The sequence below is a fragment of the Streptomyces cinereoruber genome, from assembly GCF_009299385.1.
In the GTDB taxonomy this organism is placed as follows: domain Bacteria; phylum Actinomycetota; class Actinomycetes; order Streptomycetales; family Streptomycetaceae; genus Streptomyces; species Streptomyces bikiniensis.
In genome coordinates this window covers 1,487,656-1,506,184 of record NZ_CP023693.1, presented here as the reverse complement: position 1 = coordinate 1,506,184, position 18,529 = coordinate 1,487,656, and the positions used below count along the sequence as shown (strand labels likewise).

The 18,529-nt window shown below is 72.4% G+C and carries 18 protein-coding genes; 16 read left to right on the top strand and 2 right to left on the bottom strand.

Annotated features, from left to right (window positions below):
* Positions 1 to 19 precede the first annotated feature (19 nt).
* From CP977_RS06535 to CP977_RS06520, 4 genes are all read left to right on the top strand, one after another.
* Positions 20 to 727, top strand: coding sequence for an MBL fold metallo-hydrolase (locus CP977_RS06535; protein WP_062758450.1), 708 nt, complete (start codon positions 20 to 22; stop codon positions 725 to 727).
* An 8-nt stretch (positions 728 to 735) separates the two neighbouring features.
* Positions 736 to 1,998, top strand: a complete 1,263-nt coding sequence (gene hisS / locus CP977_RS06530) for a histidine--tRNA ligase (RefSeq protein WP_062759308.1) — start codon at positions 736 to 738, stop codon at positions 1,996 to 1,998.
* Between the two features lie 134 nt (positions 1,999 to 2,132).
* Positions 2,133 to 2,744, top strand: coding sequence for a vitamin K epoxide reductase family protein (locus tag CP977_RS06525; protein WP_062758447.1), 612 nt, complete (start codon positions 2,133 to 2,135; stop codon positions 2,742 to 2,744).
* 42 nt (positions 2,745 to 2,786) lie between these two features.
* Positions 2,787 to 4,145, top strand: a complete 1,359-nt coding sequence (locus tag CP977_RS06520; RefSeq protein WP_062759306.1) for a replication-associated recombination protein A — start codon at positions 2,787 to 2,789, stop codon at positions 4,143 to 4,145.
* Between the two features lie 5 nt (positions 4,146 to 4,150).
* Here the strand turns inward: CP977_RS06520 and CP977_RS06515 are convergent, their stop codons facing one another.
* Positions 4,151 to 4,846 (bottom strand): DUF2470 domain-containing protein, encoded by a 696-nt coding sequence (locus CP977_RS06515; RefSeq protein ID WP_152369767.1) that lies wholly within the window; start codon positions 4,844 to 4,846, stop codon positions 4,151 to 4,153.
* 206 nt (positions 4,847 to 5,052) lie between these two features.
* Here CP977_RS06515 and rpsD point away from each other — a divergent pair, with 206 nt between their 5' ends.
* The gene (gene rpsD, locus CP977_RS06510; protein WP_062758443.1) at positions 5,053 to 5,667 is read left to right on the top strand and encodes a 30S ribosomal protein S4; all 615 of its coding nucleotides are present in this window, start codon (positions 5,053 to 5,055) and stop codon (positions 5,665 to 5,667) included.
* Positions 5,668 to 5,695: 28 nt separating this feature from the next.
* On the opposite strand, the gene CP977_RS06505 is transcribed toward rpsD, so the two are convergent.
* The gene (locus CP977_RS06505) at positions 5,696 to 8,014 is read right to left on the bottom strand and encodes an ATP-binding protein (protein WP_062758438.1); all 2,319 of its coding nucleotides are present in this window, start codon (positions 8,012 to 8,014) and stop codon (positions 5,696 to 5,698) included.
* A 155-nt stretch (positions 8,015 to 8,169) separates the two neighbouring features.
* Between CP977_RS06505 and CP977_RS06500 the strand changes: the two genes are divergently transcribed.
* The 11 genes from CP977_RS06500 to aroQ all read left to right on the top strand — a co-directional run bounded on the left by CP977_RS06500 (position 8,170) and on the right by aroQ (position 18,402).
* Positions 8,170 to 8,607, top strand: coding sequence for a DUF948 domain-containing protein (locus CP977_RS06500; protein ID WP_109186990.1), 438 nt, complete (start codon positions 8,170 to 8,172; stop codon positions 8,605 to 8,607).
* Positions 8,608 to 8,613: 6 nt separating this feature from the next.
* Positions 8,614 to 8,967, top strand: coding sequence for a hypothetical protein (locus CP977_RS06495; protein WP_152369766.1), 354 nt, complete (start codon positions 8,614 to 8,616; stop codon positions 8,965 to 8,967).
* Positions 8,967 to 11,636: an alanine--tRNA ligase gene (gene alaS, locus CP977_RS06490; RefSeq protein WP_152369765.1), complete on the top strand. Its 2,670-nt coding sequence runs from the start codon at positions 8,967 to 8,969 to the stop codon at positions 11,634 to 11,636. Before CP977_RS06495 ends, alaS begins: the two co-directional genes overlap by 1 nt.
* 2 nt (positions 11,637 to 11,638) lie before the next feature.
* A complete protein-coding gene (gene ruvX / locus CP977_RS06485; RefSeq protein ID WP_030214933.1) occupies positions 11,639 to 12,103 on the top strand; it encodes a Holliday junction resolvase RuvX in 465 nt (154 codons plus the stop codon).
* A 102-nt stretch (positions 12,104 to 12,205) separates the two neighbouring features.
* The gene (gene mltG, locus CP977_RS06475) at positions 12,206 to 13,957 is read left to right on the top strand and encodes an endolytic transglycosylase MltG (protein ID WP_152369764.1); all 1,752 of its coding nucleotides are present in this window, start codon (positions 12,206 to 12,208) and stop codon (positions 13,955 to 13,957) included.
* Complete coding sequence (locus CP977_RS06470; protein WP_062758428.1) at positions 13,938 to 14,780, top strand: shikimate dehydrogenase; 843 nt, start codon at positions 13,938 to 13,940, stop codon at positions 14,778 to 14,780. Before mltG ends, CP977_RS06470 begins: the two co-directional genes overlap by 20 nt.
* 53 nt (positions 14,781 to 14,833) lie before the next feature.
* Positions 14,834 to 15,049, top strand: coding sequence for a hypothetical protein (locus tag CP977_RS06465; RefSeq protein ID WP_062758426.1), 216 nt, complete (start codon positions 14,834 to 14,836; stop codon positions 15,047 to 15,049).
* Between the two features lie 113 nt (positions 15,050 to 15,162).
* Positions 15,163 to 16,347 (top strand): chorismate synthase, encoded by a 1,185-nt coding sequence (aroC, locus tag CP977_RS06460; RefSeq protein WP_152369763.1) that lies wholly within the window; start codon positions 15,163 to 15,165, stop codon positions 16,345 to 16,347.
* A complete protein-coding gene (locus tag CP977_RS06455) occupies positions 16,344 to 16,865 on the top strand; it encodes a shikimate kinase (protein ID WP_062758422.1) in 522 nt (173 codons plus the stop codon). The genes aroC and CP977_RS06455 overlap by 4 nt, the downstream gene beginning before the upstream one ends.
* Positions 16,862 to 17,959 carry a 3-dehydroquinate synthase gene (gene aroB, locus CP977_RS06450; RefSeq protein WP_152369762.1) on the top strand — a complete coding sequence of 366 codons (1,098 nt, stop codon included), beginning with the start codon at positions 16,862 to 16,864 and terminating at the stop codon, positions 17,957 to 17,959. Before CP977_RS06455 ends, aroB begins: the two co-directional genes overlap by 4 nt.
* On the top strand, positions 17,956 to 18,402 hold the full coding sequence (aroQ, locus tag CP977_RS06445) for a type II 3-dehydroquinate dehydratase (RefSeq protein WP_152369761.1): 447 nt from the start codon (positions 17,956 to 17,958) through the stop codon (positions 18,400 to 18,402). The genes aroB and aroQ overlap by 4 nt, the downstream gene beginning before the upstream one ends.
* Positions 18,403 to 18,529: the final 127 nt, after the last annotated feature.

Sequence of the window (18,529 nt, the reverse complement as noted above, 5' to 3'; positions counted from 1 at the left end):
ACGACATCCAAGGACGAACGTGCTGATTGCCGGCTTTCCCGCCGGGGCCTGGGGCACCAACTGCTACCTGGTCGCCCCCGCCGCGGGCGAGGAGTGCGTCATCATCGACCCCGGCCACCAGGCCGCCCAGGGTGTCGAGGAGACGCTGAGGAAGCACCGCCTCAAGCCCGTCGCCGTCGTCCTCACCCACGGACACATCGACCACGTCGCCTCCGTCGTCCCGGTGTGCGGCGCCCATGACGTCCCCGCGTGGATCCACCCGTCCGACCGCTACATGATGAGCGACCCGGAGAAGGCCCTCGGCCGCTCCATCGGTATGCCCCTCATGGGCGAGCTGACCGTGGGAGAGCCCGACGACGTGCGCGAGCTCGCCGACGGCTCCGCGCTGAAGCTCGCCGGTCTGGAGTTCTCCGTCGCCCACGCGCCCGGTCATACCAAGGGGTCGGTGACCTTCCGGATGCCCGAGACCGCGGAGGTCCCCTCCGTGTTCTTCTCCGGGGATCTGCTGTTCGCCGGCTCCGTCGGACGCACCGACCTGCCCGGCGGTGACATGGACGAGATGCTCGAATCGCTGGCCCGCGTGTGCCTGCCCCTCGACAACTCGACCGTGGTGCTGTCGGGACACGGTCCCCAGACGACCATCGGCCAGGAACGCGCCACCAACCCCTACCTCAGGCAGGTGGCCGCCGGCCTCGGGAGCCCCGACGCTCCCCGACGAGGAATGTGACGACCCACGTGAGCACCTTCAAGGCCCCCAAGGGCACGTACGACCTGCTGCCGCCCCGCTCCGCGACCTTCCTCGCGGTGCGCGAGGCGATCTCCACCCCGCTGCGGAACTCCGGCTACGGCTACGTCGAGACCCCCGGCTTCGAGGACGTGAAGCTGTTCTCCCGCGGTGTCGGCGAGTCCACCGACATCGTCAGCAAGGAGATGTACACCCTCACCACCAAGGGCGGCGAGGAGCTGGGGCTGCGCCCGGAGGGCACCGCGTCCGTCCTGCGCGCGGCGCTCCAGGGCAATCTGCACAAGCTCGGCAACCTGCCGGTCAAGCTCTGGTACTCCGGCTCGTACTACCGCTACGAGCGGGCCCAGGCGGGCCGCTACCGCCACTTCTCGCAGGTCGGTGCCGAGGCGATCGGCGCCGAGGACCCGGCGCTCGACGCCGAGCTGATCATCCTCGCCGACCAGGCCTACCGCTCGCTCGGCCTGCGGAACTTCCGCATCCTGCTGAACTCGCTCGGCGACAAGGAGTGCCGCCCCGTCTACCGGGAGGCCCTCCAGGACTTCCTGCGCGGGCTCGACCTCGACGAGGACACCCTGCGCCGCGCCGAGATCAACCCGCTGCGCGTCCTCGACGACAAGCGCGAGTCCGTGCAGAAGCAGCTGGTCGGCGTCCCGCTGCTGCGCGACTACCTGTGCGACGCGTGCAAGGCGTACCACGAGGAGGTGCGCGCCCTGGTGAGCGCGGCGGGCGTGGTCTTCGAGGACGACGACAAGCTGGTGCGCGGCCTGGACTACTACACCCGCACCACCTTCGAGTTCGTCCACGACGGCCTCGGCTCGCAGTCGGCGGTCGGCGGCGGCGGCCGCTACGACGGCCTCTCCGAGATGATCGGCGGCCCCGCGCTGCCGTCCGTCGGCTGGGCGCTCGGCGTGGACCGCACGGTCCTCGCCCTGGAGGCCGAGGGCGTCGCGCTCGACCTGCCCACCGCCACCAGCGTCTTCGCCGTCGCCATCGGCGAGGAGGCCCGCCGGATCCTCTTCGGCAAGGTCACCGAGCTGCGCAGGGCCGGTGTCGCCGCGGACTTCTCCTTCGGCGGCAAGGGCCTCAAGGGCTCCATGAAGGACGCCAACCGCTCGGGCGCCCGCCTCGCCGTCGTCGCCGGCGAGCGCGACCTCGCCGAGGGCGTCGTCCAGCTCAAGAACATGGAGACCGGCGAGCAGCGGGCGGTCGCCCTGGACGACCTCCTGGACGCGGTCCGGGCCGAGCTGGCCTGACCCCCGGCCGTACGAGGAGGGGCCCGGTGCGCGCGAGCGGCCGGGCCCTTCCTTATCTCCACCGAACGGCCGGCACGGGCCCCCGTACGGCAGAATGTCCGTGCCCAGCAGCCCCCGACCGACGGATCGGAAACATGACGAAAGCAGCGGTGGACGACCCGGCACCCGGCACGATCGGAGCGAGCCGCGCCTTCGCCTGGCTCCTGGTGATCACGGGCGCGGCCGGACTGCTCGCCGCCTGGGTCATCACGATCGACAAGTTCAAGCTCCTGGAGGACCCCGGCTTCACTCCCGGGTGCAGCCTCAACCCGGTCGTCTCCTGCGGCAACATCATGAAGAGCGACCAGGCCTCGGTCTTCGGCTTCCCCAACCCGATGCTCGGCCTCGTCGCGTACGGCATGGTGATCGCGATCGGCGTCGGCCTGCTCGCCGGCGCACGCTACCGGCGCTGGTACTGGCTCGGCCTCAACGCCGGCACCCTCTTCGGCGTCGTCTTCTGCGCCTGGCTCACCTACCAGTCGCTGTACGAGATCAACGCGCTCTGCCTGTGGTGCTGCCTGGCCTGGGTCGGGACCATCGTCATGTTCTGGTACGTGACCTCGCACAACGTGCGCCACGGCGTGATCCCCGCCCCCGCCGGCCTGAGGACCTTCTTCGGCGAGTTCACCTGGGTGCTGCCCGTCCTGCACGTCGGGATCATCGGCATGCTGATCCTGACCCGCTGGTGGGACTTCTGGACGGGCTGATCCCGACCGGATTGCCGGCGGCGTGACCTAGGCTTCGTGGACGTGGAGCCCGACCTCTTTACCGCAGCCGCCGAAGACCGCCAGGAGAAGGACCCGTCCAGCAGCCCGCTGGCCGTCCGGATGCGCCCCCGCACCCTCGACGAGGTGGTGGGGCAGCAGCACCTGCTCAAGCCCGGATCGCCGCTGCGCCGGCTCGTGGGGGACGGCGACGGAGGCCCCGCCGGGGCCTCCTCCGTGATCCTCTGGGGCCCGCCGGGCATCGGGAAGACCACCCTGGCGTACGTCGTCTCGAAGGCCACGAACAAGCGGTTCGTGGAGCTGTCCGCGATCACCGCCGGCGTCAAGGAGGTCCGGGCCGTCATCGACGGGGCCCGGCGCGCGGTCGGCGGCTACGGCAAGGAGACCGTCCTCTTCCTGGACGAGATCCACCGCTTCTCCAAGGCCCAGCAGGACTCCCTCCTGCCGGCCGTCGAGAACCGCTGGGTGACGCTGATCGCCGCCACCACCGAGAACCCCTACTTCTCGGTGATCTCCCCGCTGCTCTCCCGCTCGCTGCTCCTCACCCTGGAGCCGCTGACCGACGAGGACCTGAAGGGGCTGCTCGCCCGGGCGCTCACGGAGGAGCGCGGGCTCGGCGGGGCCGTGACCCTGCCGGAGGACGCCGAGGCGCACCTCCTCCGGGTCGCCGGCGGGGACGCCCGCCGCGCCCTGACCGCCCTGGAGGCCGCCGCCGGAGCGGCCATCGCCAAGAAGGAGGCGGAGATCACGCTCCAGACGGTCGAGGAGACCGTCGACCGGGCCGCCGTGAAGTACGACCGGGACGGCGACCAGCACTACGACGTGGCCAGCGCGCTCATCAAGTCGATCCGGGGCTCGGACGTGGACGCGGCCCTGCACTACCTGGCGCGGATGATCGAGGCGGGGGAGGACCCGCGCTTCATCGCACGGCGCCTGATGATCTCCGCGAGCGAGGACATCGGCCTCGCCGATCCGAACGCCCTGCCGATCGCCGTCGCCGCCGCCCAGGCCGTCGCCATGATCGGCTTCCCGGAGGCGGCGCTGACCCTGAGCCACGCCACGATCGCCCTGGCCCTGGCCCCGAAGTCGAACGCGGCGACGACCGCGATCGGCGCCGCCCTCGCGGACGTGCGCGGCGGCCTCGCGGGCCCGGTCCCGGCGCACCTGCGCGACGGCCACTACAAGGGCGCGGCCAAGCTCGGCCACGCGCAGGGGTACGTGTACCCGCACGACGTGCCGGGCGGCATCGCGGCCCAGCAGTACGCCCCGGACGCGATCCACGGCCGCCGGTACTACGAGCCCACCCGCTACGGCGGGGAGGCGCGGTACGCGGACGTGGTGGAGTGGGCGCGGACCCGTCTGAAGGGCGACGAGCGGCAGTAGCGCGCTCAGGCGCGGGCGGCCTCGAAGAGCCGGTGCATCTCGCGGCGCAGCTCCGAGACCTCCCGCACCGGCTCGGGGAAGTCGAAGCGGGCGTCGAAGCAGTCTCCGGGGCCCGCGCTGAAGCGGACCCGCAGGCCGAAGCGGTCGAGGGCGAGCGGGGCCACGTCCCGGGTGGGGACGAGGGCGGCCGAGCGCTCGCCGAGCAGCGATGCCAGCTCCCGCAGCCGGTCGCCGTGCGCCGCCGCCAGGTGCTGGAGCAGCTCCGTCTCGTGCGCGTGCAGCGGATCGGGCGCGGCGGCCGCGAACTCCTCGGCGTCGATCCCGGCGGTGCCCCACAGGTCGTCGACGCGCGCCTCCCCGACCTCCAGGCGCAGCATCATGCGGCCCTGCTCGGCGACGCCCGGCAGGCAGGTGAGCCAGCCGGAGACCCAGGCGCGGCCCCGGATGCGGTGGGGGACGGAGACCGGGGCCACGTCCGTGAGTTCCAGGACGACCGGCAGCTCGTCGTCCACGACGTGCGTGGCGGCCCGCACGGGCGGGGCGTCGGCGGCGTAGAGCAAGAAGATCTCGCCGTCGGGCCCCACGGCCCGCGCCTCGGGCGCGAGCTGCTCGGACCGGTGCCCCTCGGCCCCCGGGATCAGCAGTACGCCGGAGCATGTACTCTGTACGAGAGTTCGTGTGCGCTCGGCTGCTGACGGCATCCGCGCGATTTCAAGTCCGCTGGGACGCGGCTGACCATGAGCTGATCGGACCTCCGTCGTATCGATGCCATCCGGGGCTTCCTCCATGGATGGGGCATCGTTCTTTGTGTTGCCGTCCGTGATGCGAGTGGTGTTCCCCGGGCGAGACATGCGATCTCCTTGAGTAAGGTGAGCCTAACCTAACCTACAACGGAGGTCTGGAGAACGTGCCTAACCAGTCGCGTCCCAAGGTCAAGAAGTCCCGTGCGCTCGGCATCGCGCTGACGCCGAAGGCCGTCAAGTACTTCGAGGCCCGCCCGTACCCGCCGGGCGAGCACGGCCGTGGTCGCAAGCAGAACTCGGACTACAAGGTCCGTCTGCTCGAGAAGCAGCGCCTGCGCGCCCAGTACGACATCAGCGAGCGCCAGATGGCCCGCGCCTACGACCGCGCCAAGAAGGCCGAGGGCAAGACGGGCGAGGCGCTGGTCGTCGAGCTCGAGCGTCGCCTCGACGCCCTGGTCCTGCGTTCGGGCATCGCCCGCACCATCTACCAGGCCCGCCAGATGGTCGTCCACGGCCACATCCAGGTCAACGGCCAGAAGGTCGACAAGCCGTCCTTCCGCGTCCGCCCGGACGACGTCGTCATGGTCCGCGAGCGCAGCCGCACCAAGCCGCTGTTCGAGGTCGCCCGTGAGGGTGGCTTCGCCCCCGACGGCGAGATCCCCCGCTACCTCCAGGTCAACCTGAAGGCGCTGGCGTTCCGCCTCGACCGCGACCCGAACCGCAAGGAGATCCCGGTCATCTGCGACGAGCAGCTGGTCGTCGAGTACTACGCCCGCTGACGCAGGCGCGGTACCACCCCCGCGGTGTTCAGCCCGCCGCTTCCCCGCCCTTTCCGGTGGGGGAGCCGGCGGGCTTCCGCGTTCCCGGGACCCCCGCCGACCGGCCCGTACGGAACGGGCGCGGTGCCGCCGGACCGCCCCCGGCCGGATCCCGGCGCCCGGCGAGCGCCCGCTCCACCACCGCGTCCGCCGAGAGCCCCCGGCCCTCCCGGAACGCCTCCTCGTACGCCTCCGCGCCCAGCGCCTCGCGCGCCCGCGCCTCGCACAGCTCCCCGGGGCCGCCGAACGACGCCGAACCGAAGAGCCGGACGCCCACCGCCTCCCACACCGGCACCGCCGCTCCCTGGAGCACCGCCGCCTCCGCCGGGTCCCCCTCGCTCGCCGTGACGAGCGCCAGCAGCTCGATCGCCAGGACCAGCCCCACCAGGTCGTGGAAGGCGTGGTTGATCGAGACGCACTCGGCCAGCAGCCCCCGCGCCTCCCCGTACGCCTCCCGGGTCCACGCCGCGTACGCCAGGACGTAGAGCGCGTACGCCCGCGTCCACAGCTCCCCGCGCTCCTCGCAGACCTCCCGGACCTCCCGGCAGAGGGCCACCGCCCCCTCCAGGTCGCCCCGGAAGGCCCGCGCCATCGCCACCTCGACCTGGCCCATCAGCACGTTGCTGTTCAGCTCGCCCAGCTCCCGGTACGAGTCGAGCGCCCGCCCGATCAGCTCCTCCGCGCGCGCCGTGTCGTCCGTGAGCAGCGCCAGACAGCCCATCCGGTGCGTCGCGTACGCCTCCGCCAGCGCGTTCCCCGAGGCCCCGGCCCGCTCCCCGCACTCGTGGAGCGCCGCCACCGCCGCCGTGCCGTCCCCCTGCAGGATCGCCACGTACCCGAGCACCCACAGCGCCTTGAGCCGCGCCTCCTGGTGCCCGGAGTCGAGCGCGAGCGCCCGGTCCAGCCAGTACCGGCCCTCCGAGAGGCGCCCGCAGCCCGCCCAGGCGAACCAGAGCGTGCCCGCCAGGTGCTGGGCGAGGTGCGCGTCCTCCGGGAGCTCCAGGCACAGTTCGAGGGCCGCCCGCAGGTTGGGCAGCGCCACGTCCGTGCGGGCCGCCACCTCCCGCTGGCGCGGACTGAACCACTCCAGCTCGCACCAGGTGGCCAGACCCATGTACCAGTCGCGGTGCCGGCGCCGCATCCGCTCCGTGTCGCCGAGCGCCGCCAGCCACTCCGCCCCGTACGCGGCGACCGTCCCCAGCATCCGGTACGCCGGGCCCGCCGGCGTGTCCTCCCGCGACACCAGGGACTGCGCGAGCAGTCCCCCGAGCAGGTCCAGGATCCGCTCCGGCGGCAGCTCGCGGCCCCCGCACACGTACTCCACCGCCTCCAGGTCGAAGGGGCCCGCGAACACCGAGAGGCGTGCCCACAGCAGCCGCTCCCTCGGCGTGCACAGTTCGTGGCTCCAGCCGATCGCCGTCCGCAGGGCCTGGTGGCGGGGGAGCGCCCCGCGCTCGCCGTCCGCGAGGAGCCGGAAGCGGTCGTCGAGGCGGTGCAGCATCTGCTCGGCGGAGAGCAGGGGCAGCCGCCCGGCGGCCAGTTCGAGGGCGAGCGGAATCCCGTCGAGCCGGCGACACAACTCCCGTACGGAGTCAGGTACTTCGGAGGATGCACGGGAGGAGGGCGTGCGGGTGGGGGACGTGCTCGCGTCCGTACCGCTCGCCCCCGCGTCTTCCGCACCCGCGCCCTCCGCGCCCGCACCTTCCGGACCGCCCGGGTCCGCGGCCGCACCCCTGCCGCCCGCGCCCGCCGGCAGGACCGGTACCCCCGGCAGCACCGGCGCGCCCGCCTCCGCCGCCCGTTCCGCCAGCAGGGCCACCGCGTCCGCCTCGCCCATCGGCGCCAGCGGGAACACCGCCTCGCCCGCCACCCGCAGCGGCCTGCGCCCGGCCGCCAGGACGGTGAGCCCCGGCGCGTGCGCGAGCAGCTCCCGCACCAGCGGGGCGCAGCTCTCCACCAGGTGCTCGAAACCGTCGAGCACCAGCAGGACGCGCCGCTCCGCGAGGTGCTCCACCAGGGCCTCGTGCGGCGGCCTCGGCGTGTGGTCCGTGAGGCCGAGCGCCTCGGCCAGGGCGTGCGCCACCAGGTCCGGGTCGCGCAGCGGCGCCAACTCGGCGAGCCGCACCCCGTCGCCGTAGCGTTTCTGCGCCTCCGCGGCCGTCCGCAGCGCGAGCCGCGTCTTGCCGACCCCGCCCACGCCCACGACCGTGACCAGCCGGGACGTCCGGAGGAGCGCCGCCAGCGCATCCTGCTCGGCGGTCCGTCCGACGAACCGGTTCAGCTCCGCCGGGAGATTGCTCCGTCGCATGGGACACGGAGCGTACTCACCCGCGCGCGCTCCGTACAAGCGGATCCCGTGAGCGGTGCCTCGCGCACGGTAATGCGGTACGGCGCGGCGGCCCGGGCGCGATAGGGTCGGGGGACGACTTTCACAGGCCCAACGACAGCAGAGAGCGGTGCAGCGTGACCGGTGGAGAGGTTGCCGGGATCCTGGTGGCCGTCTTCTGGGCGATCCTCGTCTCCTTCCTCGCCGTGGCGCTGGCGAGGCTGGCGCAGACGCTCAGGGCGACCACCAAGCTCGTGGCGGACGTGACGGAGCAGGCCGTTCCCCTGCTCGCCGAGGCCTCCGCGACCGTGCGCTCGGCGCAGACCCAGCTCGACCGGGTCGACGCCATCGCCTCGGACGTCCAGGAGGTCACCTCCAACGCCTCCGCGCTCTCCACCACCGTCGCCTCCACCTTCGGCGGCCCGCTCGTCAAGGTGGCCGCCTTCGGCTACGGCGTGCGCCGGGCGCTCGGCCGGAGCCGGGACGGGGAGGGCGCGCCGAGCGCCTCCGCGCGCCGCACCGTGATCGTCGGCCGTACCGTGCCGTCCATGCGGCGCCGGAAGCAGAAGGGCTGAGCCGAGATGTTCCGCCGCACGTTCTGGTTCACGGCCGGCGCAGCCGCCGGCGTGTGGGCCACCAGCAAGGTCAACCGGAAGCTGAAGCAGCTGACCCCCGAGAGCCTCGCGGCCCAGGCCGCGAACAAGGCGCTCGAGACCGGCCACCGGCTCAAGGACTTCGCCCTCGACGTGAGGGCGGGCATGCTCCAGCGGGAGGCCGAACTGGGGGAGGCGCTCGGGCTCGACGCCCCCGCCGACCCGGCCGCCGCGCAGGGCCGGGAGCTCCCGGAGCCGCGCCGCAGGACCGCGCTCGGTCCCACCCCACCTTCGCACTTCACCCTTCCTACGCGTTCGTACAACCGGAATGAGGACCACTGATGGAGTCGGCTGAAATCCGCCGCCGCTGGCTGAGCTTCTTCGAGGAGCGCGGGCACACCGTCGTCCCTTCGGCGTCGCTCATCGCGGACGACCCGACTCTGCTGCTCGTCCCCGCCGGCATGGTGCCCTTCAAGCCCTACTTCCTGGGTGAGGTCAAGCCGCCCTTCTCGCGCGCCTCGAGCGTGCAGAAGTGCGTCCGCACCCCGGACATCGAAGAGGTCGGCAAGACCACCCGCCACGGCACGTTCTTCCAGATGTGCGGCAACTTCTCCTTCGGCGACTACTTCAAGGAAGGCGCCATCAAGCTCGCCTGGGAGCTGCTGACCACCCCGGTCGAGCACGGCGGCTACGGCCTCGAGCCGGAGAAGCTCTGGATCACCGTCTACGAGCAGGACGACGAGGCCGAGCGCATCTGGCGCGACGTCGTCGGCGTCCCCGCCGAGCGCATCCAGCGCCTCGGCATGGGCCCCAACTTCTGGTCCATGGGCGTCCCCGGCCCCTGCGGCCCCTGCTCCGAGATCAACTACGACCGCGGCCCCGAGTTCGGCGTCGAGGGCGGCCCGGCCGTCAACGACGAGCGGTACGTGGAGATCTGGAACCTGGTCTTCATGCAGTACGAGCGCGGGGAGGGCTCCGGCAAGGAGGACTTCCCGATCCTCGGCGACCTGCCCGCCAAGAACATCGACACGGGCCTCGGCCTGGAGCGCCTGGCGATGATCCTCCAGGGCGTCCAGAACATGTACGAGACGGACACCCTCAAGGTCGTCATCGACAAGGCCACCGAGCTGACCGGCGTCCGGTACGGCGCGAACCACGAGAGCGACGTCTCGCTCCGCGTGGTCGCCGACCACATGCGCACCTCCGTCATGCTCATCGGCGACGGCGTCACCCCCGGCAACGAGGGCCGCGGCTACGTGCTGCGCCGCATCATGCGCCGCGCCGTCCGCAACATGCGCCTGCTCGGCGCCACCGGCCCGGTCGTCCAGGACCTCGTGGACACCGTGATCGAGACGATGGGCGAGCAGTACCCGGAGCTGGTCACCGACCGCAAGCGCATCGAGACCGTCGCCCTCGCCGAGGAGGCCGCCTTCCTCAAGGCCCTCCGCGGCGGCACCAACATCCTCGACACCGCCGTCACCGAGACCAAGGCCTCCGGCGGCACGGTCCTCTCCGGCGACAAGGCGTTCCTGCTCCACGACACCTGGGGCTTCCCGATCGACCTCACCCTGGAGATGGCCGCCGAGCAGGGCCTCTCCGTGGACGAGGACGGCTTCCGCCGCCTGATGAAGGAGCAGCGGGACCGCGCCAAGGCCGACGCCAAGGCCAAGAAGACCGGCCACGCCGACGTCACCGCGTACCGGGAGATCGCCGACACCAGCGGCGCCACGCAGTTCACCGGCTACACCAACACCGAGGGCGAGACCACGGTCGTCGGCCTCCTCGTCAACGGCGTCCCCTCGCCGGCCGCCACCGAGGGCGACGAGGTCGAGGTCGTCCTCGACCGCACCCCGTTCTACGCCGAGGGCGGCGGCCAGATCGCCGACCAGGGCCGCATCAAGCTGCACAGCGGCGCCGTCATCGACATCCGCGACGTGCAGCAGCCGGTCCCGGGCGTCTCGGTGCACAAGGGCTCCGTGCAGGTCGGCGAGGTGACCGTGGGCGCCACCGCCTACGCCGCCATCGACGTGCGCCGCCGCCGGGCCATCGCCCGCGCCCACTCGGCCACCCACCTCACCCATCAGGCCCTGCGCGACGCCCTCGGCCCGACGGCCGCCCAGGCCGGTTCCGAGAACCAGCCCGGCCGCTTCCGCTTCGACTTCGGCTCGCCGAACGCCGTCCCCGGCGCCGTCCTCACCGACGTCGAGCAGAAGATCAACGAGGTCCTCTCGCGCGAGCTGGAGGTCCACGCCGAGGTCATGCCGATCGACGAGGCCAAGCGGCAGGGCGCCATCGCCGAGTTCGGCGAGAAGTACGGCGAGCAGGTCCGCGTCGTCACCATCGGCGACTTCTCCAAGGAGCTGTGCGGCGGCACCCACGTGCACAACACCGCCCAGCTGGGTCTGGTGAAGCTGCTCGGCGAGTCCTCCATCGGCTCCGGCGTGCGCCGCATCGAGGCCCTGGTCGGCGTCGACGCGTACAACTTCCTCGCCAAGGAGCACACGGTCGTCGCCCAGCTCCAGGAGCTGGTCAAGGGCCGCCCCGAGGAGCTGCCGGAGAAGATCTCCTCCATGCTCGGCAAGCTGAAGGACGCCGAGAAGGAGATCGAGAAGTTCCGCGCGGAGAAGGTCCTCCAGGCCGCCGCCGGCCTGGTCGACTCCGCCCGCGACATCCGCGGCGTCGCCCTGGTCACCGGCCAGGTCCCGGACGGCACCACCGCCGACGACCTGCGCAAGCTGGTCCTCGACGTGCGCGGCCGCATCTCCGGTGGTCGCCCGGCCGTCGTCGCCCTGTTCACCACGGTCAACGGCAAGCCGCTGGCGGTCATCGCCACCAACGAGGCCGCCCGCGAGCGCGGCCTCAAGGCCGGCGAGCTGGTCCGCACGGCCGCCAAGACCCTCGGCGGCGGTGGCGGCGGCAAGCCGGACGTCGCCCAGGGCGGCGGCCAGAACCCGGAGGCCGTCGGCGAGGCCATCGCCGCCGTCGAGCGCCTCGTGGTGGAGACGGCGTGACGATGCGCCGCGGCCGCCGCATCGCGGTCGACGTCGGGGACGCCCGGATCGGGGTCGCCTCGTGCGACCCCGACGGGGTCCTCGCCACGCCGGTGGAGACCGTGCCGGGACGCGACGTCCCGGCCGCCCACCGGCGGCTCCGCCGGATCGTCGAGGAGTACGAGCCGATCGAGGTCGTCGTGGGCCTGCCCCGCTCGCTCAGCGGGCGGGAGGGTCCGGCCGCGACCAAGGTCCGCGCCTTCGCCCGCGAGATGGCCAAGGGCATCGCCCCGGTGCCGGTCCGGCTGGTCGACGAGCGGATGACGACGGTCACCGCGACCCAGGGGCTGCGGGCCTCCGGGGTGAAGTCGAAGAAGGGCCGGTCGGTCATCGACCAGGCCGCCGCCGTGATCATCCTTCAGAACGCTCTTGAGTCCGAACGGGTATCGGGTAATCCTCCCGGTGAGGGCGTCGAAGTGGTCATCTGATCGCGATACGGTAACGTTCCGCGCGATGTGGCGGTGTTCGAACAGCTGCCGCACTACGTAGAGGCGGATCGTCCGGAAGCCTCGCGGCTGTTTTGGGGATCGATGACTGAGTATGGCCGGAGCCCGGGCTCCGAACCGTGGCACCCCGGGGACCCGCTCTACGGGGACCAGGGGTGGGAGGGCCGACAGCAGCACCCGCATCCGCAGCAGGCGAACCAGTACGACCAGGGCGGCCACGGCTACCAGGACCCGTACGGGCAGGGCGGCCAGGGGTACGGGGGCGACCCGTACCAGCAGCAGCCGCAGGGCTACGCCGATCCGCAGTACCAGCAGCAGCACTACCAGCCGCAGTACCAGCAACAGCAGCCGTACGACCAGTACCAGCAGCAGTACGGGACGGGCCAGCAGGGCGGTTGCGACACGCCCGGACACCTCGGACAGCAGTACGACGGCACCTGGGAGACCGGCCAGGCGGCGATGGCCTACGGCACGCCCCCGGCCGACCCGTACGGCGGCCAGAACCCGGACCTGTACGGCACGCCCGAGGCGTACCCGCCGCCCCGGCCCCCCGGCCACCGGCAGAACCCGCCGGAGCCGGTGGTCGACTGGGCGCCGGAGGAGGAGGTCCGCCGGGAGCCCGGACCGGAGCCGGAGGAGGAGAACCACCCCTTCTTCACCGGTGGGGACGACCGCGACGACGACGCGTACGAGGACGAGGAACCGGCGCGCGGCCGGGGCTCCCGCGGCGACGACCGCCGCGGCAAGGAGAAGAAACGCAAGGGCAAGAACGGCGTGGCCTGCCTGGTCGTCGCCGTCGTCCTGGTCGGCGGCGTCGGCGGCGTCGGCTACTTCGGCTACCAGTTCTGGCAGGGCCGCTTCGCGGAGGTGCCGGACTACGCGGGGGGCGGCACCGGCGAGGTCCAGGTCGAGATCCCGAAGGGGTCGTACGGCTCCGACATCGGCAACATTCTGAAGAAGGCCGGTGTCGTCAAGAGCGTCGACGCCTTCACCTCGGCGCAGCTGAAGAACCCCAAGGGGAATTCGATCCAGGCCGGCGTCTACACGCTGAAGAAGGAGATGTCGGCGGAGAGCGCCGTCACGCTGATGCTCGACCCGGCGAGCCAGGCCAACCTCATCATTCCCGAGGGCAAGCGGAACAAGTGGGTCTACGAGACGCTCGACCAGCGCCTGGACCTCAAGCCCGGCACCACCAAGGAGATCGCGTTCACGAAGGCGGACTCCCTGGGCCTGCCGGAGTGGGCCAAGCAGCACCCCGACATCAAGGACCCGCTGGAAGGATTCCTCTTCCCGGCGAGCTACCCGGTGGCCAAGGGCAGCAAGCCGGAGGACGCCCTGCGCAGGATGGTGGCCCGCGCGAACCAGGAGTACAACAAGCTGGACCTGGACGCGAAGGCGAAGGCGCTGGGCGTCGAAGGGCCGTGGGAACTCGTCACGATCGCGAGCCTGGTCCAGGCGGAGGGCAAGACCCACGACGACTTCCGCAAGATGGCGGAGGTGGTCTACAACCGCCTCAAGCCGGACAACCACGAGACGAACCAGAAACTCCAGTTCGACTCGTCCTTCAACTACCTGATGGGCCAGAGCGAGATCAAGATCTCCGAGAAGGAGATCAACACCAACCCGGACCCGTACAACACGTACAAGCACAGGGGGCTGCCCCCGGGCCCGATCGGCAACCCGGGGAACGAGGCGCTGGCCGCCATGGTCGACCCGACCAAGGACGGTTGGATCTACTTCGTGGCCACGGACGGCATGAACAAGACCGAGTTCGCCAAGACGCACGACGAGTTCCTCAAGCTGAAGGACAAGTTCAATGCCAACTCGAACCAGTGAGACGGCCCGCCGCGCCGCCGTCCTCGGTTCGCCCATCGCCCACTCCCTCTCCCCGGTCCTGCACCGCGCCGCGTACGCCGCACTAGGGCTCCGCGACTGGTCGTACGAGCGCTTCGAGGTGGACGAGGCGGCGCTGCCGGGGTTCGTGGGCGAGCTGGACGGCAGCTGGGCCGGGCTCTCGCTGACCATGCCGCTCAAGCGGGCGATCATCCCGCTGCTCGACGAGGTCAGTGACACGGCCGCGTCCGTGGAGGCCGTCAACACCGTCGTCCTCCGCGAGGACGGACGGCGGATCGGCGACAACACCGACATCCCCGGCATGATCGCCGCCCTGCGCGAGCGCGGCGTCGAGAAGGTGGAGGCCGCCGCCGTCCTCGGCGCCGGCGCCACCGCCTCCTCCGCGCTCGCGGCCCTCGCCCGGATCTGCGCGGGGCCCGTCACCGCGTACGTACGGAGCGAGGCCCGCGCGGAGGAGATGCGGGGCTGGGGCGACCGGCTCGGCGTGGACGTGCGGACCGCCGACTGGGAGCGCGCGGCGGAGGCCTTCGAGGCCCCGCTGGTCATCGCGACCACCCCCGCCGGTACGACCAACGCCCTGGCGACCGCCGTCCCCGACCGCGTCGGCACCCTCTTCGACGTCCTCTACGACCCCTGGCCGACCCCGCTGGCCGCCGCCTGGTCCGACCGCGGCGGCAAGGTCGTCGGCGGCCTCGACCTCCTCGTCCACCAGGCCGTCCTCCAGGTCGAGCGGATGACGGGCGTCCCGCAGGCGCCGCTCGCGGCCATGAGGGCGGCGGGGGAGCAGGCGCTGGCCGCCCGATAGGCTCCCGTCGGCGCCCGGGGACCGACCGGCGCCGAACAGGGGGATACGGGGACATGCTGCTGGCGTCCAAATGGGACACGGCCTTCGACGTGGCGCGCTTTCTGTACGTGGGGTTCTTCAGCGACCTGCCCGCGTGGGTGCGGTACACCGTGCTCGGACTCGGCGGTTCGACCGTCGTGTACGGCTTCGCGTCCTGGCTGCGCAACAGGTCCTCCGCCGGCCGGGGAGACGGGGAAACCGTCCCGGAGCCCGAGACGCCCGTCCGATAGCTGGACGGGAGTCCAAAGGGGCGCTCCGGACGTGGGAGGATCGGGGGTGGCGGGCCAGGGCCGCGCACCCGGGCGCGCCGTCGCAGTGCCAGGCGCGAGCATGAGGAGCATCGTTGAGCAGGTTGCGTTGGCTGACGGCCGGCGAATCCCACGGACCCGCGCTGGTCGCGACCCTTGAGGGTCTGCCCGCCGGTGTCCCGGTCACCACGGAGCTGGTGGCGGACCACCTCGCGCGGCGACGCCTCGGCTACGGACGCGGCGCCCGCATGAAGTTCGAGCAGGACGAGATCACCTTCCTCGGCGGCGTCCGGCACGGACTCTCCCTCGGCTCCCCGATCGCCGTCATGGTCGGCAACACCGAGTGGCCCAAGTGGGAGAAGGTCATGTCGGCCGACCCGGTCGACCCCTCGGAGCTCAAGGAGACGGGCCGCAACGCGCCCCTGACCCGCCCCCGCCCCGGCCACGCCGACCTCGCCGGCATGCAGAAGTACGGCTTCGACGAGGCCCGGCCGATCCTGGAGCGCGCCAGCGCCCGCGAGACCGCCGCCCGCGTCGCCCTCGGCGCCGTCGCCCGCTCCTTCCTCAAGGAGGCCGCGGGCATCGAGGTCGTCTCCCACGTCGTCGAACTGGCCGCCGCCAAGGCCCCGTACGGCCTCTACCCGACCCCCGCCGACGTCGAGAATCTCGACGCCGACCCGGTCCGCTGCCTCGACGCCGACGCCTCGAAGGCGATGGTCGCCGAGATCGACCAGGCCCACAAGGACGGCGACACCCTCGGCGGCGTGGTCGAGGTCCTGGCGTACGGCGTGCCCGTCGGCCTCGGCTCGCACGTCCACTGGGACCGGCGCCTCGACGCCCGGCTCGCCGCCGCCCTCATGGGCATCCAGGCCATCAAGGGCGTCGAGGTCGGCGACGGCTTCGAGCTCGCCCGCGTCCCCGGCTCCAAGGCCCACGACGAGATCGTCAGGACCGACGAGGGCATCAAGCGGACCTCCGGCCGCTCCGGCGGCACCGAGGGCGGCCTCACCACCGGCGAGCTGCTGCGCGTCCGCGCCGCGATGAAGCCGATCGCGACCGTCCCGCGCGCCCTGGCCACCGTCGACGTCGCCACCGGCGAGGCCGCCGCCGCCCACCACCAGCGCTCCGACGTCTGCGCCGTCCCCGCCGCCGGCATCGTCGCCGAGGCCATGGTCGCGCTCGTCCTCGCGGACGCCGTCCTGGAGAAGTTCGGCGGCGACAGCGTCCCCGAGACCCGGCGCAACGTGCGGTCGTACCTCGACAACCTGCACATCCGGTGACCGCCGGACCCCTGGTCGTCCTCGTCGGACCGATGGGATCCGGCAAGTCCACGGTGGGCGCGCTCCTGGCCGAACGGCTCGGCGCGCCCTACCGGGACACCGACGCCGACATCGTCGCCGCCGAGGGACGCGAGATCTCCGACATCTTCGTCGAGGACGGCGAGGAGCACTTCCGCGCCCTGGAGCGGGACGCCGTCGCCCGGGCCGTCGCCGAGCACGAGGGCGTCCTCGCCCTCGGCGGCGGCGCGGTCCTCGACGCCGGCACCCGCGAACTGCTCGCCGGGCTGCCCGTCGCGTACCTCTCCATGAACGTCGAGGAGGCGGTCCGCCGCGTCGGCCTCAACACCGCGCGGCCCCTGCTCGCCGTCAACCCGCGCCGCCAGTGGCGCGAGCTGATGGAGGCGCGCCGCCACCTCTACACCGAAGTCGCCCGGGTCGTCGTCGCCACCGACGACCGCACCCCCGAAGAGGTCGCGGCCGCGGTCCTCTCGGCACTGGAAATCGAGAAGGACGCATGACGACGGACCAGGACGTGACCCGCATCCACGTGGCCGGCAGCGCGGGCACGGATCCGTACGAGGTACTGGTCGGCCGGCAGCTCCTCGGCGAGCTGCCCGGCCTGATCGGCGACCGGGCCAAGCGGGTCGCCGTGATCCACCCGGAGGCGCTCGTCGACACCGGGGAGGCGCTGCGCGCCGACCTCGCCGAGCAGGGCTACGAGGCGGTCGCCATCCAGGTGCCGAACGCCGAGGAGGCCAAGACCGCCGAGGTCGCCGCCTACTGCTGGAAGGCCCTGGGCCAGACCGGCTTCACCCGCACCGACGTCGTCGTCGGCGTCGGCGGCGGCGCCACCACCGACCTGGCCGGCTTCGTCGCCGCGACCTGGCTGCGGGGCGTGCGCTGGATCGCCGTGCCGACCACCGTCCTGGCGATGGTCGACGCGGCCGTCGGCGGCAAGACCGGCATCAACACCGCCGAGGGCAAGAACCTCGTCGGCGCCTTCCACCCGCCCGCCGGGGTCCTCTGCGACCTCGCGGCCCTCGACTCGCTTCCGGTCCACGACTACGTCAGCGGCCTCGCGGAGATCATCAAGGCCGGCTTCATCGCCGACCCGGTGATCCTCGACCTCATCGAGGAGGACCCGCAGGCGGCCCGGACCCCGGCCGGCCCGCACACCGCCGAGCTGCTCGTCCGCTCGATCGAGGTCAAGGCCGAGGTCGTCTCCGGCGACCTCAAGGAGTCCGGCCGCCGCGAGATCCTCAACTACGGCCACACCCTCGCCCACGCCATCGAGAAGAACGAGCGGTACAAGTGGCGCCACGGCGCCGCCGTCTCCGTCGGCATGGTCTTCGCCGCCGAACTCGGCCGCCTCGCCGGGCGCCTGGACGACGCCACCGCCGACCGGCACCGCGCGATCCTGGAGTCCGTCGGCCTGCCGCTCACCTACCGCGGCGACCAGTGGCCCAAGCTCCTGGAGACCATGAAGGTCGACAAGAAGTCCCGCGGCGACCTGCTGCGGTTCATCGTGCTCGACGGCCTCGCCAAGCCCACCGTCCTGGAGGGCCCCGACCCGGCCGTCCTGATCGCTGCGTACGGCGAGGTGTCGGCGTGAGCGACCCGCGTCCGGTACTGGTGCTCAACGGCCCCAACCTGGGCCGGCTCGGCTCCCGCGAACCCGACATCTACGGCGCCACCTCGTACAAGGGGCTCGTCGAGTCCTGCCGCACCCTCGGCGCGGAGCTGGGCTTCGACGTCGAGGTGCGGGAGACCAACGACGAGGGCGAGATGATCCGCTGGCTCCACGAGGCGGCGGACGGCGCGGTCCCGGTCGTGATCAACCCCGGGGCGTTCACGCACTACTCGTACGGGATGAGGGACGCAGCCGCCCAGCGGACCGCGCCGCTGATCGAGGTGCACATCTCGAACCCGTACGCCCGCGAGGAGTTCCGGCACACCTCGGTGATCGCGGCCGTGGCGACCGGGACGGTCGCCGGGTTCGGCATCGGCTCCTACCGGCTGGCCCTGCGGGCGCTCGCCGAGGAACTGCCCGACTGACCCGACTGACGGGGTCCCGGCCGGGACCGAACGGGTTCCGGCCGGTCGGGCACCCGAAAGCGCCCCCGGCCGTTCCCCCTGCGGGGGCCGGGAGCGGTAACGTTCCGCCGTCCGGGTACACGACCGG